Annotated in this window: 20 protein-coding genes and 1 pseudogene; 5 read left to right on the top strand and 16 right to left on the bottom strand. The window is 71.6% G+C overall.

Annotated features, from left to right (window positions below):
- Positions 1 to 28: 28 nt before the first annotated feature.
- Positions 29 to 1,312: an adenylosuccinate synthase gene (locus tag DY218_RS14600; protein WP_128556445.1), complete on the bottom strand. Its 1,284-nt coding sequence runs from the start codon at positions 1,310 to 1,312 to the stop codon at positions 29 to 31.
- 176 nt (positions 1,313 to 1,488) lie between these two features.
- On the opposite strand from DY218_RS14600, the gene DY218_RS14595 reads away from it, so the two are divergent.
- Positions 1,489 to 2,445, top strand: a complete 957-nt coding sequence (locus DY218_RS14595; protein ID WP_407703623.1) for a diacylglycerol kinase family protein — start codon at positions 1,489 to 1,491, stop codon at positions 2,443 to 2,445.
- A gap of 100 nt (positions 2,446 to 2,545) precedes the next feature.
- Positions 2,546 to 3,310: a DUF1838 family protein gene (locus DY218_RS14590; RefSeq protein WP_128556443.1), complete on the top strand. Its 765-nt coding sequence runs from the start codon at positions 2,546 to 2,548 to the stop codon at positions 3,308 to 3,310.
- Positions 3,311 to 3,328: 18 nt separating this feature from the next.
- Here the strand turns inward: DY218_RS14590 and DY218_RS14585 are convergent, their stop codons facing one another.
- Positions 3,329 to 3,901: a GbsR/MarR family transcriptional regulator gene (locus DY218_RS14585; RefSeq protein WP_128556442.1), complete on the bottom strand. Its 573-nt coding sequence runs from the start codon at positions 3,899 to 3,901 to the stop codon at positions 3,329 to 3,331.
- Positions 3,902 to 3,995: 94 nt separating this feature from the next.
- On the opposite strand from DY218_RS14585, the gene DY218_RS14580 reads away from it, so the two are divergent.
- Together DY218_RS14580 and DY218_RS14575 are read left to right on the top strand one after the other, a co-directional pair.
- Positions 3,996 to 4,976 carry an ABC transporter ATP-binding protein gene (locus DY218_RS14580; RefSeq protein ID WP_128556441.1) on the top strand — a complete coding sequence of 327 codons (981 nt, stop codon included), beginning with the start codon at positions 3,996 to 3,998 and terminating at the stop codon, positions 4,974 to 4,976.
- Entirely contained in the window at positions 4,973 to 6,631 is a 1,659-nt protein-coding gene (locus tag DY218_RS14575; protein WP_128556440.1) for an ABC transporter permease, read from the top strand. The genes DY218_RS14580 and DY218_RS14575 overlap by 4 nt, the downstream gene beginning before the upstream one ends.
- A 36-nt stretch (positions 6,632 to 6,667) precedes the next feature.
- Here DY218_RS14575 and DY218_RS14570 read toward each other — a convergent pair whose 3' ends face one another.
- The 8 genes from DY218_RS14570 to DY218_RS14535 all read right to left on the bottom strand — a co-directional run bounded on the left by DY218_RS14570 (position 6,668) and on the right by DY218_RS14535 (position 14,933).
- Positions 6,668 to 7,162 carry a DUF5980 family protein gene (locus DY218_RS14570; RefSeq protein WP_128556439.1) on the bottom strand — a complete coding sequence of 165 codons (495 nt, stop codon included), beginning with the start codon at positions 7,160 to 7,162 and terminating at the stop codon, positions 6,668 to 6,670.
- A 36-nt stretch (positions 7,163 to 7,198) separates the two neighbouring features.
- Complete coding sequence (locus DY218_RS14565; RefSeq protein ID WP_407703622.1) at positions 7,199 to 8,455, bottom strand: cytochrome P450; 1,257 nt, start codon at positions 8,453 to 8,455, stop codon at positions 7,199 to 7,201.
- A 134-nt stretch (positions 8,456 to 8,589) separates the two neighbouring features.
- Positions 8,590 to 9,252 carry a response regulator gene (locus DY218_RS14560; RefSeq protein ID WP_128556438.1) on the bottom strand — a complete coding sequence of 221 codons (663 nt, stop codon included), beginning with the start codon at positions 9,250 to 9,252 and terminating at the stop codon, positions 8,590 to 8,592.
- Positions 9,249 to 10,727 (bottom strand): sensor histidine kinase, encoded by a 1,479-nt coding sequence (locus tag DY218_RS14555; RefSeq protein WP_407703621.1) that lies wholly within the window; start codon positions 10,725 to 10,727, stop codon positions 9,249 to 9,251. Before DY218_RS14555 ends, DY218_RS14560 begins: the two co-directional genes overlap by 4 nt.
- Positions 10,728 to 10,880: 153 nt before the next feature.
- Positions 10,881 to 11,705, bottom strand: coding sequence for an NAD(P)H-binding protein (locus DY218_RS14550; RefSeq protein ID WP_128556437.1), 825 nt, complete (start codon positions 11,703 to 11,705; stop codon positions 10,881 to 10,883).
- A 123-nt stretch (positions 11,706 to 11,828) separates the two neighbouring features.
- The gene (locus DY218_RS14545; RefSeq protein ID WP_128556488.1) at positions 11,829 to 12,752 is read right to left on the bottom strand and encodes an alpha/beta hydrolase family protein; all 924 of its coding nucleotides are present in this window, start codon (positions 12,750 to 12,752) and stop codon (positions 11,829 to 11,831) included.
- Positions 12,753 to 12,868: 116 nt separating this feature from the next.
- Complete coding sequence (gene kynU / locus DY218_RS14540) at positions 12,869 to 14,119, bottom strand: kynureninase (protein WP_128556436.1); 1,251 nt, start codon at positions 14,117 to 14,119, stop codon at positions 12,869 to 12,871.
- Positions 14,112 to 14,933 (bottom strand): tryptophan 2,3-dioxygenase family protein, encoded by an 822-nt coding sequence (locus DY218_RS14535; RefSeq protein WP_128556435.1) that lies wholly within the window; start codon positions 14,931 to 14,933, stop codon positions 14,112 to 14,114. Before DY218_RS14535 ends, kynU begins: the two co-directional genes overlap by 8 nt.
- 185 nt (positions 14,934 to 15,118) lie before the next feature.
- Between DY218_RS14535 and DY218_RS14530 the strand changes: the two genes are divergently transcribed.
- Positions 15,119 to 15,538, top strand: coding sequence for a DUF3151 domain-containing protein (locus DY218_RS14530; protein WP_128556434.1), 420 nt, complete (start codon positions 15,119 to 15,121; stop codon positions 15,536 to 15,538).
- 65 nt (positions 15,539 to 15,603) lie between these two features.
- Here DY218_RS14530 and DY218_RS14525 read toward each other — a convergent pair whose 3' ends face one another.
- From DY218_RS14525 to DY218_RS35110, 6 genes and pseudogenes are all read right to left on the bottom strand, one after another.
- Positions 15,604 to 16,770: a MalY/PatB family protein gene (locus tag DY218_RS14525; protein WP_128556433.1), complete on the bottom strand. Its 1,167-nt coding sequence runs from the start codon at positions 16,768 to 16,770 to the stop codon at positions 15,604 to 15,606.
- A 4-nt stretch (positions 16,771 to 16,774) separates the two neighbouring features.
- On the bottom strand, positions 16,775 to 18,397 hold the full coding sequence (malX, locus tag DY218_RS14520) for a maltose/glucose-specific PTS transporter subunit IIBC (protein WP_128556432.1): 1,623 nt from the start codon (positions 18,395 to 18,397) through the stop codon (positions 16,775 to 16,777).
- A gap of 338 nt (positions 18,398 to 18,735) precedes the next feature.
- Entirely contained in the window at positions 18,736 to 19,776 is a 1,041-nt protein-coding gene (fbaA, locus tag DY218_RS14515; protein WP_267899375.1) for a class II fructose-bisphosphate aldolase, read from the bottom strand.
- 144 nt (positions 19,777 to 19,920) lie between these two features.
- Positions 19,921 to 20,493 carry an orotate phosphoribosyltransferase gene (pyrE, locus tag DY218_RS14510; RefSeq protein WP_128556430.1) on the bottom strand — a complete coding sequence of 191 codons (573 nt, stop codon included), beginning with the start codon at positions 20,491 to 20,493 and terminating at the stop codon, positions 19,921 to 19,923.
- Positions 20,494 to 20,586: 93 nt separating this feature from the next.
- Positions 20,587 to 21,384 carry an aldose epimerase family protein gene (locus DY218_RS14505; protein ID WP_128556429.1) on the bottom strand — a complete coding sequence of 266 codons (798 nt, stop codon included), beginning with the start codon at positions 21,382 to 21,384 and terminating at the stop codon, positions 20,587 to 20,589.
- A gap of 45 nt (positions 21,385 to 21,429) precedes the next feature.
- Positions 21,430 to 21,941, bottom strand: a pseudogene (locus DY218_RS35110) (hypothetical protein); the annotation flags it as partial.

Below are 21,941 nucleotides of genomic sequence, written 5' to 3'. Positions count from 1 at the left end.
CCCCAAGGACGCCGTCAGGCGCCGCGGCTCACAGGAACGAGTTGACCTCGATCGTCTCGTCCCGGCCCGGGCCCACACCGATCGCCGAGATCGGCGCACCGGACATCTCCTCGAGCGCCTTCACGTACGCCTGCGCGTTCTTCGGCAGGTCACCGAAGGTCTTCGCCTTGGTGATGTCCTCGGTCCAGCCCGGCAGGTACTCGTACACCGGCTTCGCGTGGTGGAAGTCGGTCTGGCTGTACGGGAGTTCCTCGACGCGCTTGCCGTCGATCTCGTACGCCACACAGACCGGGATCTGCTCCCAGCCGGTGAGCACGTCGAGCTTGGTGAGGAAGAAGTCGGTCAGGCCGTTGACCCGGGTCGCATAGCGGGCGATGACCGCGTCGAACCAGCCGCAGCGCCGGTCGCGCCCGGTGGTCACACCGCGCTCGCCGCCGATGCTGCGCAGCGCCTCGCCGTCCTCGTCGAACAGCTCGGTCGGGAACGGGCCGGCGCCGACACGGGTCGTGTACGCCTTGAGGATGCCGATGACCCGGCTGATCTTCGTCGGGCCCACGCCCGCGCCCGTGCAGGCGCCGCCCGCGGTCGGGTTCGACGAGGTGACGAAGGGGTACGTGCCGTGGTCCACGTCGAGCAGCGTGCCCTGGCCGCCCTCGAAGAGGACGACCTTGCCCTCGTCGACGGCGTTGTTCAGGATCAGCGTGGTGTCCGCGACGTACGGGCGGAGCTCCTCGGCGTACTGGAGCATGTCCTCGACGATCTGCGGCGTCTCGATCGCACGCCGGTTGAAGACCTTGGTGAGGAGCTGGTTCTTGGTCTCGAGCGCGGCCTCGACCTTCTGCTCCAGGATCGACTCGTCGTAGAGGTCCTGGACGCGGATGCCCACCCGGTTGATCTTGTCGGCGTACGTCGGGCCGATACCGCGGCCGGTGGTGCCGATGCGGCGCTTGCCGAGGAACCGTTCCGTCACCTTGTCGACGGTGACGTTGTACGGGGTGATCAAGTGGGCGTTACCGCTGATCAGGAGCTTGGACGTGTCGACGCCGCGGTCGTTGAGCCCACTCAGCTCGGAGAGCAGGACGGCCGGGTCGACGACGACTCCGTTCCCGATCACCGGGGTGCACCCCGGCGAGAGGATTCCGGAAGGGAGGAGATGCAGTGCGTACTTCTGGTCGCCGACGACGACCGTGTGGCCGGCGTTGTTGCCGCCCTGGTAGCGCACCACGTAGTCCACGGATCCACCGAGCAGGTCGGTGGCCTTTCCCTTGCCCTCGTCACCCCACTGAGCACCGAGCAGCACAAGTGCGGGCACAGGCGTACACCCCTTCCGGGTGGGGCATGTCCAAGGTCAGAGGCGTGTTCCTGTACGCCTCGGCGACCGCCGTTGGCCGCAGTACCCGTCGGACCGGTGCCCCGGAATAGACGAAGCCCCTGGCGCAATAGCGCAAGGGGCTCTTGCACAAAGATGCTACCCGAGGAAGGACCGAGGTGTCGGCTCCAGAGCCCGCCGCTCAGCGCGCACAGAGTGCACAGCCGGGTGAAAGGGGTGCACAGCCGGGCCGACGGTCCGGTGCCCGGCCCCTGCTCGTCGTCGTCGACCCGAGCGCCCGCAGCAAGGATGGGGAGTCCGTACGGATCGCCAAGGACGTACTGTCCGCGGGCAGCGCGTCGGTGAAACTCTGCCTGCCGGACGGGCCGGAGGAGTTCGCCCGCGCCTTGGCCCGCCGGGGCGCCCGGCGCCCGGTCGTGGTCGGCGACGACCGGGCCCTGCTGCGTGCGGTGACCCAACTGCACCGCGAGCGGGACCTGGACGGTGCTGCGCTCTCGGTGGTGCCGGTGGGCTCCTCGACGGAGCTCGTACGGGCCTTCGGGGTGCCGGCCGGAGCGGTCGAGGCGGCCCGCACGGTGCTCGACGGGGTGCCGCGGCGGCTCGACCTGCTGGTCGACGACAGCGACGGCGTGGTCCTCGGTGACCTGCGGCTTCCGGTGCATCCGGCGGGCGAGCGGGACGGCGGTACGGGCGACGGGCCCGGCGGCGAAGGTGCCGGGCCGGACGGGGCCCGCTGGTGGGCGCCGCCGCTGCGGACCTGCCAGTCGCTGCTGCAGTCGCTCGCCGCCCGGGCCCCGGTGCGCGGCGGGTCCGACGGGGTGCGGCCCGCGCGGCTGCGGGTGGAGGCGGACGGGGAGACGCTGGTCGATCTGGACCGTCCGGTGGGCCTGGTGTCGGTCACCGCGGGCGGTGCGCGGCGCGGCTTCGCGCGTGTGGAGGTGCGGGCGGCGGGCCCGGGCTCGCAGGATCCGGTGGCGCATGCCGTGGCCCGTTCGCTGACCGTCTCGGGCGCCGACTTCCGCTACCGCGCGGACATGGTGACCGCGGGCCCGGTCCGCCGGCGCACCTGGACGGTCCGCCCGGACGCGTGGATGCTGACGCTGCCGCGGGGGTGAGAGGGCCCGGGGGCCGGGGGGCCGGGGGGCCGAGGTTCTCGCCCGGTGACCCTGTGGTTTCCGGCCCGGCGACAGGGGACGGTCGCGCAGACTGCTGCGTATGACGACATCCGGGACGACACCCGCAGAGCAGCTCCGCTCCCTCGCCCGCACCCGGGCCTCACTCGACGGCGAGGAGGTCACCTACTGGTGGTCGGGAGACGTGTACTCCTGGTCCCCGTCCCCCGACGAGCCCTACCGGCGCGTCTTCGGATTCGAGGGAGTCAACGTCGCCCGCCTCGCCCAGGACACCGAGGCCGGCCCGGACGCGTACCGGCTGCTCACCCGGGAGGCCGCCTTCTATCTGGACCCGACCACCCGGGACATCCTCGAGACCTGGCAGGACCTGCCGGTGGTGCACGTCTGGAACGACCCGGCGAACCAGCAGTGGCGCCCCTTCCCGGTCCCGACGACCGAGCTCGGCGACCAGGTCTGCTTCAGCTTGGAGATCCCGCTCGCCTACCCCTCGCCGCTGCCGGTGGCCGAGTATCCGGAGCATTCGTCCGGCGACACGTACAAGGCACTCGAGCTCTTCCAGTTCTTCGCGGACTGTGCGGATCTCGCCGGGGATGCGCCGAGTGTGCCGGCCACCATGTCGTGGACGCGGATGTCGCCCTGGCTGCCGTGGATGGCGCGCGGACAGCGGCCCGGCGGCCTCACCTACCACTGCCGTGGCCGCAAACTCTCCTCGTACGCCGAGGTCCCCGAGCGCATCCGCGGCCATATCGCCGACCACCACCCCGAGTTCGCGCACGCCCCCGAGCACTGGAGCGAGCCGAACGAGACCAGCTGGACGTACTGGCGCAAGCTGCACCCGCCGAAGTAGCCGGGGCCGGGCGCGAGTTCAGCCTCGTGGACCCTCGCCGAAGAGTTCCTCGCGGCGGATGCGCCAGCGGGAGAGGAGGCCGGGCATCTCGGTCTCGACGAACTCGAAGAAGGCGAGCGTCTCGGCGAGGCGGATGCCGGCCGGGGTGGTCGCGCCGAGGCTGTGGACGCCGTCGCGCAGGGCCGCCTCCCAGTGCTTCATCACCGTGTCGCGGTTGGCGAGCGCCTCGTACCACTGGTCGCTGTGCACGCGGTAGCGCTCGCGCCGGGATCCCGGATCCCGTTCGCGGGAGACCATGTGCTGCTGGGAGAGATAGCGCACGGCGCCGGACACGGCGGCGGGGCTGATCCTGAGCTGCTCGCCGAGCTCGGCCGAGGTCAGGCTGCCGGAGTCGGAGGCGAGCAGGGCCGCGAAGATACGGGACGGCATCCGCGGCAGCCCGGCCTCTACGAGCCGCGCGGCGAACCGCTCGACGAACTGCCCGACGGCTTCGGCGTCCCGGCCGGCCGGCGGCTGCCGCTCGGCCCCCTCCAGCTGCCCGGACCCCTCCAGCTGCTCGGACTCCGCCGTACGGGCCGTGTCCTCGGCCATTCCCGGATCATCTCCCCTGCTGCTCGCGGTGCGAGGTCGAGTTTATACGCTTCCTTAACTTCACAAATTTGTGAATGCCGCGTACTTTCAAAACATGACCAAGGCCATCACCGTCGCCGGACTCCACAAGACGTTCGGCCGCACCCGCGCACTGGACGGCCTGGATCTCGACGTCGATACCGGCGAGGTCCACGGCTTCCTCGGCCCGAACGGCGCCGGCAAGTCCACCACCATCCGCGTGCTGCTCGGCCTGCTCCGCGCGGACTCCGGCGCAGCCCAGTTGCTCGGCAAGGACCCATGGCACCAGGCCGTCGAACTCCACCGCCGCCTCGCCTACGTGCCCGGCGACGTCGAACTGTGGCCCACCCTCACCGGCGGCGAGGCGATCGACCTGCTGTCCCGGCTGCGCGGCGGCGTCGACACCCGACGCCGCGACGAACTCGTCGAACGCTTCGACCTCGACCCCACGAAGAAGGGCCGCGCCTACTCCAAGGGCAACCGGCAGAAGGTCGCGATCGTCGCCGCGCTCGCCTCCGACGCCGAACTGCTGCTTCTCGACGAGCCCACGGCCGGACTCGACCCGCTGATGGAGGTCGTCTTCCAGGACGTGATCCTGGAGGCCAAGGCGGCGGGCCGGACCGTGCTGCTCTCCAGCCACATCCTGGCCCAGGTCGAGAAGCTCTGTGACCGCGTCAGCATCGTCCGGCTCGGCCGCACCGTGCAGTCGGGCACGCTGAGCGAGATGCGGCATCTGACCCGCACCACCGTCGAGGCCGAGACCGAGCGGCCGGCTGACGGCCTTGCCGATCTGCCCGGCGTGCACGGGCTGCGGGTGGACAACGGCCGGGCCCACTTCGCCGTCGACGGCGCCCACCTCGACGCGGCGGTCCGCGCCCTGTCCGGCCTCGGCATCCGGGGCCTGGTCAGCCACCCGCCGACCCTCGAGGAACTGATGCTCCGCCACTACGGCGACGAACTCTCGGCGAACGGCCACGAATCCACCGGCACGGGCGTCACCCCAGGCGACCGCTCTGGCGACCGCACCGGCGAGCAGCCATCCGAGGCCGCCCGATGACCGCCGCCACCGCCACCCGGACCCCGGCCCCCGCCGGCCCCGTACGCGGCGGGAACGCCCTGGCCGGCACCCGCACCCTGATCCGGTTCAACCTGCGCCGCGACCGCGTGCGGGGGCCCATCTGGATCCTCGCCCTCTTCCTCGGCACCCTCGCTGCGACCAACGAGTACACGACCCTCTACGCCGACCCCGAGGACCGCGCATCCGTCGTCGCCACCCTCGACAGCCCGGCCGGACTCGCCATGACCGGACCGCGCCACTATCTCGACGACTACACCTTCGGCGCGATGCTCGGCCACCAGACGCTCGGCTTCATGGCCGTACTCGTCGGCCTGATGAGCGTGCTGACCGTCACCCGGCACACCCGCGGCGAGGAGGAGACCGACCGCGCCGAACTGGTCCGCTCCACCGTCGTCGGACGGCACGCCCACCTCGCCGCCGCCCTCTGCGTCGCGGTCCTCGCCAACCTCCTCCTCGCCGCCCTGCTCACCGCCGGACTGCCCGCGCTCGGCCTCGACGGCATCGACGCCGGCGGCTCACTGCTCTACGGCTGCGCCTACGCCGCGATCGGTGTCGCCTTCGCCGGGGTCGCCGCCGTGACCGCGCAGATCGCCTCGGGGACCCGTGCCGCCGGCGGCACGGCCCTCGCCGTCATCGGCGTCGCCTACGTCCTGCGGGCCGCCGGGGACGCCGGCAGCAACGACGCCCTGTCCTGGCTCTCGCCCATCGGCTGGATCCAGCGCACCTACCCCTACGTCGACAACCGCTGGTGGCCGCTCGGCCCGTGTCTGCTCCTCGCCGTACTCGCCGGCGCCGCCGGCTTCGTGCTCTCCACCCGCCGCGACGTCGGCGCCGGACTCAAGGCCTCGAAGCCCGGGTCGCCGACCGCATCGGCCGCGCTGACCCGGCCGTTCGGCTTCGCGCTGCGGCTGCATCGCGGCATGCTGACCGGCTTCGGCGCCGGGCTCCTCCTGATGGGCGCCATGTACGGGTCGATCCTGGGCGACGCAGAGGACATGCTGCAGAACATCGACCAGCTCCAGGAGGCGCTGGACAAGATCGGCGGCGCCGACGTCGCCGAGTCCTTCGCCTCGATGGTGATGGTGGTCATCGCGGTGGTCGCCGCCGTGTATGTGGTGATGGCCGCGCTCCGCCCGCGCACGGAGGAGCTCGCGGGCCGGGCCGAACCGCTGCTCGCCACCGGCCTGTCCCGCACCCGCTGGGTCGCGAGCCATCTCGCGGTGACCGTGCTCGGCGGCACGGTGCTGCTCGCGCTCGCCGGTCTCGGCTTCGGTCTGGCCGGTGCCGCGGCGGCCTCGGACGCGATGCTGATCCCCGAGCTGGTCGGTGCGGCCCTGGCATACGCGCCGGCCCTGTGGGTGACGGCCGGTGTCGCGGTCGCGCTGTTCGGCCGGCTGCCGCGGGCGAGTGCGGCGGCCTGGGCGGTGCCGGTGTACGCCTTCCTCGTCGGCTATCTCGGCGAACTCCTGCAGTTCCCCTCCTGGATGAGCAACATCTCGCCGTTCGGCCACGTCCCGCAGCTGCCCGCCGCGGACCTGGACTGGACCCCCTTGCTCGTGCTGACACTGATCGCCGCGGCGCTGTTCCACCTCGGTCTTACCGGCTTCCGCCGCCGTGACCTGGAGACGAAGTAGTCCGCGCGTCACGGTGAGGGTGCGTCCCCCGGGAGGTCAGCAGTCGGACCTGATGGAGATCCGGGCCGGGCTGCTCTGGGTGTCCGTGCCGTCCGAGGCCACCAGCTCGATGTCGTACTCGCCGGCCGGGGTCGGCCCGATGGCCACGTGGACGAAGCCGTTGAACTCGCCGTTGTCGTTCAGTTCGTCCGGGTGTATCGCGCCGCCCTTGCTGGTCACGTTGGGCGGGAGATTGTGCAGTTCGAGCTCGATGATCTCGGTGGTGGATCCGGTGACCGGTGCGAGGAAGTAGAAGTTGTGCGGGCCGGTGTCCGGGCGGCTGCACACCTCCTGGTCCGACGGCTCCAGCGTCCAGGTGGCCGCCGTGGTCGACGCGGCGATCGACGACGAAGCGGACGAGGAGGACGAGGGGGACGACGGCGACGACGAGGCCGGGGGTGCTGCCGAGGCCGATGTGACGCCGGTCAGTGCCAGCGCACCTGCCGCGGTCAGCGTGAGGAGGGTGCCGGCACGGCGGTGGGAGCTTGTCATGTGATGTCTCCTGGTGGGGGTACGGAGGAGGGGGCGTCACACCTCCACGGGCAGCTCGGCGAAGCCGCGTATGACGAATCCGGGCTTGCGTGGCGGGGAATCCGTGGTCAGGTGCAGGTCCGGGGCCTGGGTCAGCAACTCTCGGAAGACCGCGGCCAGTTCGATACGGGCCAGGGGAGCGCCCAGGCAGTAGTGGATGCCGCCGCCCAGTGACACGTGGGGGCCGGCCGGGCGGTTCACGTCGAAGGTCGCCGGGTCGTCGAAGACGTCCGGGTCATGATTGGCCGAGCCGAAGAGGAGGGCGACCTCCGAGCCGCGCGGGATCACCGTGCCGGCGATCTCCATGTCCTCCAGGACCCAGCGCTCGAAGAGGTGCAGCGGGGTGTCGTACCGCAGGATCTCTTCCACAGCTGTGGACAGCATCGACGAGTCGGACGGGGCGGCGCGCAGCAGCGCCAGCTGGTCGGGGTGGCGCTGGAGTGCCAGCCAGCCGTTCCCCGTGGTGTTCACCGTGGCCTCGTGGCCCGCATTGAGCAGGAGGACGCAGGTCGAGATCATTTCCTGCTCGGAGAGGCGGTCGCCCTCGTCGTGCGCGGCGATCAGGGCCGAGATCAGGTCCTCGCCCGGCTGCTTGCGCCGCTCGGCGATCAACTCGCGCAGATACGCGGTGAATTCGAGCGAGGCACGGACCGCTCGGGCCGCCGTCTCCTCGGAGGGATTCAGCTCGTACATCCCACAGATGTCCGCCGACCAGGGCCGCAGCGGCGCCCGGTCGCCCTCCGGGATGCCCAGCATCTCGGCGATCACCGCGACCGGGAGCGGCTCGGCGACCCGGGCCACCAGGTCACCGCCGCCGTCCGCCACGAGGTCCGCGACGAGGCGGGCGGCGAGCGCGTCCACATATCCCCGCAGGCCCTCGACCGTGCGCGGGGTGAAGGCCTTGGAGACCAGGCGCCGGATACGGGTGTGGCGGGGGGCCTCCAGATCGAGCAGGCCGTTGTCGTTCAGCACATGGAACGGCTCGTGGCTCGGTGGGGGTGGGGTGCGGCCGAACTCGTCGTGCGTGTACCGGTGGAGATAGGTGCGGCCCAGGCGCCGGTCCCGCAGCAGGGCCGTCACATCCGCATGCCGCGGGACGAGCCACTGCCGGGTCGGCTCGAACCAGTGCAGCCGGCCGGCCGCCCGCAGCTCGGCATACGCCGGATACGGGTCGGCAGCGAACTCCGGTGCCGCGGGCCGGAAGTGGGCCCCGACGTCGAACCCCTCGGCCGTACTCTCCGCCATGACGGTCATGGTGCCCTCCTTCCCTGGTGGACACCAGCTTGTGCGCAGCTCGCACGCGGAAGCGAGGCCTCCGTCACAACCTCACCCCAAAGAGTGACGGAGAGTGACATTCCGTCTCGTGCGAGCCGCGCTGCCACCCGCCGTCACCCCGGCGTGACCAGCCGCGCCTCGTACGCGAACACCGCCGCCTGCGTCCGGTCCCGCAGCCCCAACTTGACCAGGATGCGCGAGACATGGGTCTTCACCGTGGACTCGGCGACGACCAGATGCTCGGCGATCTCCCCGTTCGACAACCCCTGCGCGACCAGCACGAGCACCTCCGTCTCACGCTCCGTGAGCTCCCCGATCCGGGCCTGCACCGGCTGCTTCACACTCGTCGCCGCCAGCTTGGAGAACTCGGCGATCAGCCGCTTGGTGACCGTCGGTGCGAGCAGCGCCTCACCGGCGGCGACGAGCCGCACACCGTCCGCCAGCTGCTGCGCAGAGGCGTCCTTGAGCAGAAAGCCGGAGGCCCCCGCGCGCAGCGCCTCGTACACGTACTCGTCCAGATCGAAGGTGGTCAGGACGAGCACCCTGGTCTCCGCGTCCGAGGCGACGACGGCGCGGGTGGCCTCGATGCCGTTCATCTCCGGCATCCGGATGTCCATCAGGACCACGTCCGGGCGGAGTTCGGCGACCCGGTCGACCGCCTCGCGGCCGTTCAGCGCCTCGCCGACCACCTCGATGTCCGGCATCGCGTTCAGCAGCACGGAGAAGCCCTCGCGGACCATCATCTGGTCGTCCGCGACCAGTACCCGGATCGTCATGCCCTGCCACCCTCGTCCTCGTCGCGACGCGCCTCCGGCTCCCGGTCCCCGCGCCCGCCGACCTCCGGCATCGTCACGGGCAGGAACACCGCCACCTCGAAACCCCCGTCGTCCGCGGCCCCCGCCGTCATCTCCCCGCTCAGCATCGACACCCGCTCCCGCATCCCGGTCAGCCCGTGCCCAGCCCCCGGCGACGGCGGCACCTCGCCGGCCGCCGGGCCGTTCACCACCCGCAGGCCGATCCCGCCGAGCACATACGCCACCTCGACCTGCGCCGTCGCACCGGGCGCATGCCGCATCGCATTGCTCAGCGCCTCCTGCACGATCCGGTACGCCGACAGCTCGACGCCCTGCGGGAGTTCACGCACCGCGCCGGTGACGGTCTTGTGCACGGTCAGACCGGTGTCACGGACGTTCGCAAGCAGCGCGTCCAGGTCGGCGAGCGTGGGCTGCGGCGCGTCCGGTGCCTCGTAGTCCTCCGCGCGTACGACACCGAGGACGCGGCGCAGCTCGGTGAGCGCGGCGACCGCGTTCTCCCGGATCGTGGCGAAGGCCTGGGTCAGCTCCGGCGGCGGATCCGCCACCCGGTACGGCGCCGCCTCGGCCTGGATCGCTACCACGGACATGTGGTGCGCGACCACGTCGTGCAGCTCACGGGCGATCGTGGTGCGCTCCTCCAGCAGGAAGCGCCTCGACCGCTCGGCCCGGGTGACCTCCTCCTTCGCGACGACCTCCCGCTCCTTGGCCGCCACCTCCTGCTCCTTGGCGACCACCTCCCGGCGGGCCGACGTCCAGCCGCTGAGCAGCACCGCGGCCGCCAGGATCAGACCCGACGCCACGGCCATTCCGAGGATCTCGTCCCCCGAGTCCTGGCCCGCGACGAAGTCGAGGACGAGGCCGAACACCACCGTCACCAGCCACGCCTCGGCCGCCACCCGCGGCCGGGAGCGCAGCGCCAGACATCCCATGATCCCCAGGTGCGCGACGAAGCCGGCGACCGACCACGGATAGGTCGGCTCCCAGCCGTCCACCACGGTGATCGCGAGCAGCACCGTCGACGCGAGCGAGGCCCAGAAGGCCGCCACCGGACGCAGCAGACCGAGCAGCACGGGCAGCGCGGTGAACAGTCCGATGAACAACCGCTCCCCGGGATCGGTCCCCCACGACGACGCGGTCATCCCGATGATGAAGACCAAGGCGGCCAGCGCCACCACCAGCCCATGCAGCAACCAGCGCCCGGAGCGCCGGAACGGCCCGGGTATCCAGCGCAGCACCCTGGACTCGCCCTCCACCAGCGGCGGCAGCGGCCGGAAGGCGAAGGCGCCGGTCAGCAGATCCGCCCGCAGTGCGCCCAGCGCGCTGCGCAGCATGCGGCCCTCGGTACGCAGGCCCTTGGCGTCGGCGCCCTCGGCCTCGACGGGGCCGTCGCCGGGGCCGGTCGGCAGCGGGCCTGAGGCTTTCGCAGTCTCGTTCACACCCAGAACGGTAGGCGGCCCCGCGGCACCGGTCGTCACCTGCGAGGAGGGTCCTGCCGCCTCCGTCCCAAGTACTACGGCCACACCTCGCACGGGATGCCCGCACCCCCGTACGGGACGCCCGCACCCCCGTACGGACATCGCGTCGCGGAATCACTCCGCCCGGAAGGCCTCCGCATGCGCCGCGGCCCACTCCGCGAACGTACGGGCCGGCCGCCCCGTGACCCGCGGCACCACATCGGTGACCGTGCGGCCCTCCGGCGGGGTGTTGCCGTAGACGTCGACAAGGAAGGCGACGGTGTCCTCGGGCATGCCGGACGCACGCCACTGGGCCTGAGCCTCCTCGGGAGTCAGCTCGACCAGCGCGACCGCGCGGCCGCGCGCCTGAGCGATGGCCTTCGTCTTGTCGGTGAGGGAGAGCACCTCGGGTCCGGTGACCAGGTACTCGCGCCCCGCGTGCCCCTCCTCGGTGAGCGCGACCGCGGCCACCGCGCCGATGTCGCCCTCGTGGACCATGGCGCTGAGGCGGTCCGCGTACGGCTCGCGGACCTCGTCGTGCTCCTTGATGCCGGGCGCCCACTCGAGGGCGTTCGACATGAACTCGACCGGCATCACGACAGTCCAGTCGAGCCCGCTCGCGCGCACCGCGCTCTCCAGCGGGGTCGCTCCCCCGCCGTGCAGCACGGTGAGCCGGCGTACGCCCGCCCGCTCGGCCAGGTCGATGATCTGCGGGCCCGTGGTCAGCGGCGCGAACAACTCGCCCCCGAAGGTGATCAGATGGGCCGCCGACACCCCGTCGAAGACGCCCCGCAGAGAGTCCGGGTCGGTCAGATCTCCGCCGACCACGTCCACACCCGGTGGGAACGACGCGCTCTCCGGGTGCCGGGTCAGTGCCCTGACCCGCTCGCCCCACTCGAGCAGCTCACGCACGATCTCGCGTCCGACACTGCCGGTGGCTCCGGTGACAAGAACAGTCATGGCGGTGTACTCCCTCTTCCGCGGCCGACCCCGGAGACGGGGCGTCCTCGACGGCTTGTGGGACCACCGTAGGAAGCCTTGCGGACAGCTACGGTCCGCAAAGCCGAAGCGCCGGAGCGTCCGTCAGAACGCCAGCTGCGCGATCTCCTCCGCCACCACCGCGCAGGCGTCCGCCGCCGGGTCGATCAGCGGAAAGTGCCCCGTCTCCTCGAGCAGCGTCACCCCCACGACCTCGCCCTCCTTCGCCGCCGCGTCGGCATACGCCTCGGCCACGGCGGCCGGCACCACCAGGTCGGAGCGGCCCTGCACGATCGTCGTCGCGATGCCGGTGGGCAGCAGCGACGCCGGGTCGGCGAGCGCCAGACGCTCCTCGAACGAGGCCTCGCCGCCGAGCAGTTGGACCGGCGCACCGGAGCAGACATCCAGCTCGCGGGCGGCCGTGAAGTCGGCGATCGGCGCGAGCGCCACCACTCCGCGCAGCGGCATCGGACGCGGCAGGAACCACGGCGCGTCCGCGGGCAGCACATGCCGCGCCGCCGCCCACAGCGCCAGCTGCCCACCCGCCGAATGCCCGGTCAGGACGGTCCGCCGCGGATCCGCCACCGGCAGCTGCTCCCGTACGAGGGAGGGCAGGGCGTCGAGCGCGGCCGCCACGTCGTCGAACGTCTCGGGCCACCGGCCGGCCACCGGCTCCGCGCCGCGCACCGGCTCGACGCCCGGCCCCGCACCCTGCCGCGGGATCCCCGCGCCCGGCTCCGGACGCCCGCGCCGGTACTCGACACTGGCGACCGCGAACCCCCACCGGGCCAGGAAGTCCGCGAACGGCGACACATGCGCACGGTCGTACGGGTCCCGCCACGCGCCGCCGTGCAGCACGACGACGAGCGGCGCGGAGCCGGCCGGCTCACTCCGGGGCGCGTAGAAGTCGACCACCTGGTCCGGGTGTTCGCCGTACGCGGCGGTCGCATCGGGGGCGACGGGTGGGTGCGAGAAGGCCGACGCCTCCTCGGCCGCGTCCCGTGCCCTCGCCTCTTCCGCGCCGTCCATGTCCAGCCTCTCTGGTGTGTCGGTGACGCCCGTGCCGGTGACGTCCATGCCGGTGGCGCCCCCCTGGGCGGGCCGGCCGGCTCCTCGTCCGCACGGGAGCCGGCCGGCCCCGGGAACTACCCCCGCAGGACCTCCGCCAGCACCCGCGCCGCCCGCTCCACCTCGGCGAACCCCACATACAGCGGGGTGAAGCCGAAGCGCAGCACGTCGGGAGCACGGTAGTCGCCGACCACGCCGCGCGCGATCAGCTCCCCCATCACCCGCTCCGCGTCCGCACATTCGAGCGCGACCTGGCTGCCCCGCTCCGCGTGCGCGACCGGCGTCACCGAGACGACCCGGCCTTCCGGAACGTACGCCTCCACGCACCTCAGGAAGAAGTCCGTCAACGCGAGCGACTTGGCGCGCACCGCATCCACCGACACCCCTTCCCAGACCCCGAGCGCCGCCTCGAGCGCCGCCATGGACAGGATGTCCGGCGTCCCGACCCGGCCCCGGACCGCGCCCTTGGCCGGCTCGAACTCCGGGCGCATCCCGAAGGGTTCGGCATGCGAGTTCCAGCCGGGCAGCGGCGAGTCGAAGGCCGCCTGGTGACGGTGTGCCACATACAGGTACGCGGGCGAACCCGGGCCCCCGTTCAGGTACTTGTACGTACAGCCGACCGCCAGGTCCACGCCGTGCTCGTCGAGCCCGACCGGCAGCGCGCCCGCCGTGTGGCACAGGTCCCACACCGTGACCGCACCCGCCGCACGGGCCGCGGCGGTCAGGCCCGGCAGGTCGTGCAGCCGGCCGGTGCGGTAGTCGGCGTGATTGGCGAGCACCGCCGCGGTGGCCGGGCCGACCGAGGCCGCCATCTCGCCGACCGGCAGGGCGCGCACCCGGCAACCGGTCAGCCGGGCCGCCGACTCGGCGATGTACCCGTCGGTGGGGAACGTCGCCGAGTCCACCAGGATCTCGTCGCGCCCCGCCGCCGGACCGTCCGACAGACGTACCGCGGCGACCACCGCCTTGAAGACGTTCACACTCGTCGAGTCGCCGACCACGACCTGGCCCGGGGCGGCGCCGACCAGCGGGGCGATCAGCTCGCCGATCCGCTCCGGAGCGGTCCACCAGCCGGACTGGGTCCAGGAGCGGATGCGCAGCTCGCCCCACTCGCGGGCCACGGTGTCCGCGACCTTCGCGGGTACCGCCGCGGGCAGCGCGCCCAGCGAGTTCCCGTCCAGGTAGACCGTGTCGTCGAGGACGAACTCGGCGCGCTTGCCGCGCAGTTCGTCCTTCGCGTCGTACTCGGCGGCGAGCTCGGCCAGGCGCTCCTGCGACTGCGACACGGAATGCCCTCCTTCCCGGTGTCCGTACGACGGCTCAGACATGGCTGCGCGCCGTCCACAGCTCGGGGAAGACGTTTTTGACGGCACGTTTCTCCAGCCAGGCCACGCCCGCGGAGCCGCCCGTGCCCGCCTTGGAGCCCATCGCCCGCCTGGTCGCCACCAGATGGTCGTTGCGCCAGCGCCACACCAGCTCCCCGACATCCGTCAACGCCTCGCCGAGCCGGGCCAGTTCGTCGCTCTCGTCACCGGAGTAGATCTCCGCCCACACCGCCTCCACCTCGGGCGAGGGCTCGTAGCGCTGCGAGACGTCCCGCTCGGTGACCGACTCGGGGACCGCGTGGCCGCGGCGGGCGAGCAGCCGCAGCGTCTCGTCGTACAGGCTCGGCTCGTGCAGCGCCTTCTCCAGCTCGGCATGCACACGCGGGGCGCCCCGGTGCGGTACGAGCATCGAGGCGGACTTCTCGGCGAGCAGGAACTCCATCCGCCGGTACATCGCCGACTGGAATCCGGAGCCCTCGCCGAGCGCGCTGCGATACGAGTTGAACTGGGCCGGGGTCAGCTGGCCGAGCGGCTTCCAGGAGGCGTTCAGGGCCTCCAGCTCGCGGACGCTGCGCTTCAGCGCGGCGACCGCGGTGGGTATGTCGTCCGAGGCGAGCGCGCGGGCCGCGGTCTCCCACTCGTGGACGATGACGGTGAACCACAGCTCCATGACCTGGGTGGTGACCAGGAAGACCATCTCTCCGGGATCGTCCGAAAGAGGGTGCTGGAGGTGGGTGAGGACGTCCGCCTGGACGTAGTCCTCGTAAGGGGTGGTACCCGCGAAGTCGAGATGCGGAGTTTCCGCGTCGTGGGACATCGCTGTCTCCTTGATACGTGCCGGGTAGCGGTCCGCCCCTGCCGAAGCCGGCACGGGGGCCCCGGTCCCCACCGGCATCTTCGGCAACGTAACCGGAAAAGGGCAAGGCCCGCCTGGTCAGCCCGCGGCCACGGGGGCCTCCCGGCGGTCGCGGTCGCCCCGCCGGGCAGTGGCAGACTTGCGGCATGACGACTCACAAGAACCTGCTCGGCGGCCCCGAACCGACCCTCCTGCCGGAGAACGAGGAGGCGTACCGGCTGCTCGGCGAGGAGTCCGCGCCGCCCGAGAAGGTCGCCGCCGACTTCCCCACCTTCTCGCTCGCCTGGGCGATGCTCGCCGACGACGCGTTCGCCGCGGAGCGCGTCGTGGAGTCGTACGCGTACGCCCGCACCGGGTACCACCGCGGGCTCGACGCGCTGCGGCGGGCCGGCTGGAAGGGGCACGGGCCGGTGCCGTGGAGCCACCGGCCGAACCGGGGATTCCTGCGGTGCCTCGCCGCGCTGGCGCGGGCCGCTTCGGCGATCGGTGAGACGGATGAGGCGGAGCGGTGCCGGGTCTTTTTGGCAGACAGCAGCGAAGAGGCTTACGCCGAGCTCAAGCTCTAAAGATTGTCCTCAAACGCCGGACGGGCTGGATTTTCCAGCCCGTCCGGCGTTTGAGGACGATCTTTTCAACCGGCCCGCACACCGCGGATGAGCGCTTGGACGCCGGCGTCCACCTTCGACCGTGGGCACCCCACATTCAGCCGCACATGCCCGGCGCAGCCGTACGTCGTACCTGGCATGATCGCGACCTTTTCCTCCGCGATCAGCCTGCGCTGCAAGCGCTCGTCGTCGCCCCCGAGTGACCGCAGGTCGATCCACGCGAGGTACCCCGCCTCCGGCGGCCGCCAGCCGAGCTGGGGGAACGCCGCGTCGAGCCGCTCGCGGACCAGCTCCAGATTGCCCCGCAGATACGACCCGAGCGCGTCCAGCCAGGGACCGCCCTCCCGGTACGCCGCGATGTGCCCGACGATCGACAGGACCGCCGGCGACGACAGACCGTCCGCGTCCTTCAGCGCCCGGAGATAGCCCTCCCGCGACTCCGCATCGCCGATGATCCCGTAACTCCCCGTCAGCGCAGGGATGTTGAACGACTTCGAGGCCGAGGTGACGACCGCCCAGCGTCCCGTACCGAAGCGGGCCCACGGCAGGTGCCGGTGCGGCGGGTGGACCAGATCCGCATGGATCTCGTCCGAGATCACCGCCACCCCGTGCCGCGCACACAGTTCCGCCATGGTCCGCAGCTCGTCCGCGGTCCACACGTGCCCCGTCGGGTTGTGCGGCGAGCACAGCAGCAGGACCGAGGTGTCCGGCAGCGCGAGGAGCCGCTCCAGCTCGGCGAGGTCACCGACCGGGCAGCCCCGCAGCCGCAGCCCGTTCGCCTCGACCGTCTTCGGGAACGCGTCGTACGCCGGCGTATGCGTGACGACCCCGTCGCCCGGCCGCGCCCAGAGCTTGAGCAACTGCGCGACCTGGTAGATCACCGACGGCCCGTAGACCACGGACTCCGGGTCGACGTCCGTGTCGTGCCGGGTCGCGTACCAGTGCCGCACCGCGCCGAGGAAGTCCTCGTGCCGCCACCGCGAATAGCCGAGGACCCCGTGCTCGAGGCGGCTGCGCAGGGCGGCCAGGACCTCGGGAGCCGTCTCGAAGTCCATGTCGGAGATCGTGAACGGCAGCAGATCCGGTACGCCGAAACGGTCCTCGACGTAGTCCCACTGCGTGCACCAGGTGCCGTGCCGGTCGACGGGGGTGTCGAAGTCGTACGCGGGGCTTGGGGACGGGCGGCCGGACACGGGATCAGCCCACCGGGAGCAGCTTGGCGATGGCGTCCTTCACGGACTGCACCTGCGGCCCGATGATGACCTGCACGGTCTGCTGGTCGAGCTTGATCACACCGACCGCGCCGAGCTTCTTCAGACGGGCCTCGTCGAGGCGGTCCGCGTCCTCGACGGTCATCCGCAGGCGGGTGATGCAGTTGTCCAGGGACGTGATGTTGTCCGCGCCGCCGATCGCCGCCAGGATCGCGGCCGGGTCGTACTGGCCGGCCACCAGCTCGGGAGCCTTGCCGTCCTCCGCGGAAGCGTCCTCGTCCGCGGCAGCTTCCTCCGTGTCATCCGCTTCATCCGCGGGGTCGTCGTCCTCGCGCCCCGGCGTCTTGAGGTCGAAGCGCTTGATCGCCCAGCGGAAGAGGAAGTAGTACACCGCGAACCACACGCCCGCGATCACCGGCACCAGGTACCACTTCGTGGTCGTGCCCTGCAGGACGCCGAAGACCAGCCAGTCAATGACATTGCCGTCGGTGTTGCCGATGAACACCCCGAGCACCGCCGCCGTCAGGAAGCCCAGACCGACCAGGACGGCGTGGATCAGATACAGCCAGGGCGCGATGAACAGGAACAGGAACTCGAGCGGCTCGGTGATGCCGCCGACCACACAGGCCACCACACCGGAGATGAGCAGCGCCTTGATCTCCGGGCGCATCGCGCGCTTCGCGCAGTGGTACATGGCGAGCGCGGCGCCGGGCAGACCGCCGAGATAGGCCGCCATCTTGCCCTGGGACAGGAAGTGGGTGGCGGAGGTGACGTCGGCGTTCGGCGCGGAGGAGCAGTTCAGCTGGGCGTAGAACATGTTGAGCGCGCCGCTGACCTGGTCCCCGCAGACCGCGCCGGAGCCGCCGACATCGGTGAAGCGGAACATCGCCACCAGGATGTGGTGCAGACCGACCGGGCGAAGGAGCACCTCGCCCATGCCGAAGAAGAACGGCCCGAAGACCCCGGTGTGCCCGATGCCGCGGCCGACCGCGGTGATCCAGGAGTTGAAGACCGGCCAGACGATCGGGATCAGCAGGCCGGCGATGCTCAGCACCAGTGCCGAGACGATCGGGACGAAGCGCAGACCGCCGAAGAACGCGAGCGCGTCCGGCATCCGCTGGGCCCGGAAGCGGCGGTGCAGTACGGCCACGATGATGCCGACCGCGACGGCGCCGAGCAGGCCCGTGTCGATGGACTGCACGCCGAGCACGTCGGCGATGCCGTAGTGCGCGATCTCCTTCTCGTCCTCGAGATCCACGCCACGGGCGGTGAGGAAGAAGTTGACCGCGAGGTTCATCGCGGCGAAGCCGACGAAGCCGGAGAACGCGGCGACGCCCTTGTCCTCGCGCGCGAGGCCGAGCGGGATGGCCATCGCGAAGAGGACCGGCAGGAAGTTGAAGGCGACCAGGCCCGTGTTCGCCATCCAGGTGAACACGATGTGGAAGCCCTGGCCCTGCAGGAAGGTCAGATTGTCGGTGACGGCCTCGCTGGAGAGCGAGGAGCCGATGCCGAGCATGATGCCGCAGAACGCGAGCAGCGCGACCGGGAGCATGAACGTCTTGCCGAGGCCCTGGAGAAACTCCCAGAGCGCGGCCTTGGTCTTCTTCACGTGGGGGCGCTTTCGTGAGGGGTTGTTCCGGCGCCTGCGCGGCGGCGCCCGACATCGTTGTCACCCTCCGCGTTCCCATGTCTGCGACGCAAGCGTCGCCCACAAAGTGAGACCGCTCCGATATCTCGGGGCCGCCCGGCACCAACCAGCCCGTCCGGCGTTTGAGGACATCTTTTATTCAGCCCCTCCGGCGTTCGAGGAGCGGGGTCCGGGGCGGTGCCCCGTGGCGGCTCCAGGCCGATCGGCCTGGCGGCCTCGTCCTCAAACGCCGGACAGGCTGAAACTGGCGCCCGACGGGCTGACCGTCAGCAGCGAGGTGAAGGGCCGAGGCCCTTCGACTACTTGATCCGCGTCCCCGTGGAGCGCAGCGCTCCACACGCCTCCGCGACCCTGGCCGCCATGCCCGCCTCGGCCAGCTTCCCCCACGTCCGGGGGTCGTAGACCTTCTTGTTGCCGACCTCGCCGTCGACCTTCAGGACGCCGTCGTAGTTCTTGAACATGTGGTCCGCCACGGGCCGCGTGAACGCGTACTGCGTGTCCGTGTCCAGGTTCATCTTCACGACGCCGTTCTCCAGCGCCGTCGCGATCTCCTCGGCCGTGGAGCCGGAGCCGCCGTGGAAGACGAAGTCGAACGGCGAAGACTTGCCGTACTTCTCACCGACGCCCTGCTGCAGGTCCTTGAGGAGCTCGGGACGAAGGACGACATTGCCCGGCTTGTAGACGCCGTGCACATTGCCGAAGGACGCGGCGAGCAGGTACCGGCCCTTGTCGCCGAGGCCGAGCGCCTCCGCCGTGCGGAGCGCGTCGTCGACCGTCGTGTACAGCTCGTCGTTGATCTCGTGGGTGACGCCGTCCTCCTCGCCGCCGGTCGGGGTGATCTCGACCTCGAGGATGATCTTCGCGGCGACGGCCTTGGCGAGCAGCTCCTGGCCGATGGCCAGGTTGTCCGCGAGGGTCTCCGCGGAGCCGTCCCACATGTGGGACTGGAACAGCGGGTTCTCGCCCTTGGCGACCCGCTCCGCGGAGATGTCGAGCAGCGGCCGGACGTACCCGTCGAGCTTGTCCTTCGGGCAGTGGTCGGTGTGCAGGGCGACCGTGACGGGGTACTTCTTCGCGACGATGTGCGCGTACTCGGCGAGCGCGACCGCGCCCGTCACCATGTCCTTGCTGTACTGGCCGCCCAGGAACTCCGCGCCGCCCGTGGAGATCTGGATGATGCCGTCGCTCTCCGCCTCCGCGAAGCCGCGCAGGGCGGCGTGCAGCGTCTGCGAAGAGGTCACATTGATGGCCGGGTAGGCGAATTTGCCCGCCTTTGCCCGGTCGAGCATCTCGTTGTAGACCTCGGGAGTTGCGATGGGCATCTGACCGCTCCTTGTGATGTGCGTGTGAGTGCCGGGTGGCCCGGACCGGGCCCCGCACCGGATGGGGGCGACGTCATCGTCGTCCCCATCCTTCCAGACTCGGCGGATTGCTCCAGTCCCGGTGCGGCGGGGAATGCGGGCGCGGGGCCGGGGTGGGCATCCTCAGTCCAGGCCGAGCTCGTCCTTGCCGTACGCGAAGAGATACGGGACGCCCGCGCCCTCGGAGATCTTCTCGGCGGCGCCGGTCGCCCGGTCCACGATCGTCGCGACGCCCACGACCTCGGCGCCGGCCTCGCGGACCGCCTCGACCGCGGTCAGCGGGGAGCCGCCCGTCGTCGAGGTGTCCTCGACGACCAGGACGCGGCGGCCCGCGATGTCCGGGCCCTCGACGCGGCGCTGCAGACCGTGCGCCTTCGCGGACTTGCGGACCACGAAGGCGTCGAGGCGGCGGCCGCGGGCGGCGGCGGCGTGCAGCATCGATGCGGCGACCGGGTCGGCGCCCATCGTCAGACCGCCGACCGCGTCGAACTCCAGGTCCGCCGTCAGGTCGAGCAGCACCTGCCCGACCAGCGGGGCGGCCTCGCCGTCCAGGGTGATCCGGCGCAGGTCGACGTAGTAGTCGGCCTCGAGGCCCGACGACAGGGTCACCTTGCCGTGCACCACGGCCTTGTCCTTGATCTGCTGCCGCAGATCGTCCCGTGTGCCCGTCGGCACGCTTGCGTTGACGTCGCTCATGGCTGCCAGCTTAAGCGCGTACGGCGACCGGCCTGCCCAGCCTGTGGACAACCGCGCGACCGGGCCTGTGGACAACTCCGTCCGGACCGGAGGTCAGAGCCGCCGCCAGGTCCAGGTCGTGGTCGTCTCGAGCGGCTCGATGGGGGTGACCAGGCGCGGCAGGGTGTTGAGCCCGTTGGGCGGCCCGGTCTGGGGCTCGACGCAGACGGCCTCGGGCTGCTCGTCGTAGACGACCGCCCACTGCGCGGACGAGGTGACCTGGATCGCGAGTTGTCCCGGCCAGGTCAGGGTGACGTCCACGCCGTCCGGCATGCCGAAGCAGTCGTCCCAGGGGCCCGGCCGGGGGTCGATGCGGCGGCCGGTCGGCAGATGGTCGGCGCCGCGCTCCTCCTGCCAGGCGGCGTCGAAGTCGAGCGTCACGTCCGGCCCGTCCTCGGTCAGCCGGCGCAGGAACCACGGGTGCCAGCCGGCCTGCGCGGGGAAGGAGTCGTCGTACGTCTCGATGCCGAGCCGGATCGTCAGGGCGTCCTCCGCCAGCTCGAAGACCTGCGTGACCCGTCCCTTGTACGGCCAGGGGTCCACCAGGTCGTATGTGAACGAGGCCTCGGACGCGGTGCGGTGCGCGGTGCGCCAGGCGCTGTCGCGGACGGTGCCGTGGATGGCGTGCGGCGGGTCGTTCACGGGGAGTTGGTGCAGCTGCGCGCCGTTCTTGAAGCGGCCGTTCTCGGTCCTGCCGCACCACGGCACCATCGGGAAGCTGCCGTAGTGGTCGCCGGGGCGGAGCACCTCGGTCCCGCCGATACGGAGGCTGCCGGCCCGGCAGCCGTTGCCCGCCTGCACGGTCAGCTCGACGTCGCCCGCGGTCAGCAGGATGTCATCTCGTGTGGTCACCCTCCCGACCCTAGAGCGTGCACCGGGTCCGTGACGGTCCGGGCCTCAGCGGCGGCGGCGCAGGATGCGGCCCGCGGCGACGGCGGAGACCACGAGGATCGCCGCGACGGGGGCCGCCCAGCGCAGGGTGTCGGTGGCGGTGCCGCCCTCGGGCGCGGGCACGGGTGCGTACCGGCCGTGCGGGGGCGCGTGGTCGACCTCCTCGGCGCTGCGGCCGATCATGGTGCGGCGGGCGTGCGCGGCCTCCGCCGGGGGCTCGCCGTAGGGGTTGTCGGTGGCGAAGTCGTCGTCGGCCGACGGGTCGAGGGACGGCGGCGGCACCTCGGCGTCGAAGACGGAACCGGACCCCAGGTGCGGGTCGACGCCCGGGAAGTTCTCGGGCTCGGGTACGTCATCGGAGGCGGACCCGGACTCGGCCTCGGACGCGGCCCCGGATACGTCGTCGGCCGCAGGCGCGGGCTCGATCCCGGCGGCAGCCTCGGGCTCCACGGCTGGGCCGGCCGCGGCCGCCGTCTCGGCCCCGGCGCCGCTGCCGTCCGCCACCCCCTCCGCGAGCC

The organism is Streptomyces triticagri (assembly GCF_003429565.1).
Classification (GTDB): Bacteria; Actinomycetota; Actinomycetes; order Streptomycetales; family Streptomycetaceae; genus Streptomyces; species Streptomyces triticagri.
Note: the sequence above shows the minus strand (reverse complement) of the source record. Positions and strands in the feature narration are given on the sequence as shown.

Excerpts from the sequence above, each read along its gene's own strand:
- DY218_RS14590 (WP_128556443.1), top strand. The coding sequence starts at position 2,546 with ATGACGACATCCGGGACGACACCCGCAGAGCAGCTCCGCTCCCTCGCC.
- DY218_RS14585 (WP_128556442.1), bottom strand. The coding sequence starts at position 3,901 with ATGGCCGAGGACACGGCCCGTACGGCGGAGTCCGAGCAGCTGGAGGGG.
- DY218_RS14580 (WP_128556441.1), top strand. The coding sequence starts at position 3,996 with ATGACCAAGGCCATCACCGTCGCCGGACTCCACAAGACGTTCGGCCGC.
- DY218_RS14575 (WP_128556440.1), top strand. The coding sequence starts at position 4,973 with ATGACCGCCGCCACCGCCACCCGGACCCCGGCCCCCGCCGGCCCCGTA.
- DY218_RS14570 (WP_128556439.1), bottom strand. The coding sequence starts at position 7,162 with ATGACAAGCTCCCACCGCCGTGCCGGCACCCTCCTCACGCTGACCGCG.
- DY218_RS14565 (WP_407703622.1), bottom strand. The coding sequence starts at position 8,455 with ATGACCGTCATGGCGGAGAGTACGGCCGAGGGGTTCGACGTCGGGGCC.
- DY218_RS14560 (WP_128556438.1), bottom strand. The coding sequence starts at position 9,252 with ATGACGATCCGGGTACTGGTCGCGGACGACCAGATGATGGTCCGCGAG.
- DY218_RS14550 (WP_128556437.1), bottom strand. The coding sequence starts at position 11,705 with ATGACTGTTCTTGTCACCGGAGCCACCGGCAGTGTCGGACGCGAGATC.
- DY218_RS14545 (WP_128556488.1), bottom strand. The coding sequence starts at position 12,752 with ATGGACGGCGCGGAAGAGGCGAGGGCACGGGACGCGGCCGAGGAGGCG.
- kynU (WP_128556436.1), bottom strand. The coding sequence starts at position 14,119 with ATGTCTGAGCCGTCGTACGGACACCGGGAAGGAGGGCATTCCGTGTCG.
- DY218_RS14535 (WP_128556435.1), bottom strand. The coding sequence starts at position 14,933 with ATGTCCCACGACGCGGAAACTCCGCATCTCGACTTCGCGGGTACCACC.
- DY218_RS14530 (WP_128556434.1), top strand. The coding sequence starts at position 15,119 with ATGACGACTCACAAGAACCTGCTCGGCGGCCCCGAACCGACCCTCCTG.
- pyrE (WP_128556430.1), bottom strand. The coding sequence starts at position 20,493 with ATGAGCGACGTCAACGCAAGCGTGCCGACGGGCACACGGGACGATCTG.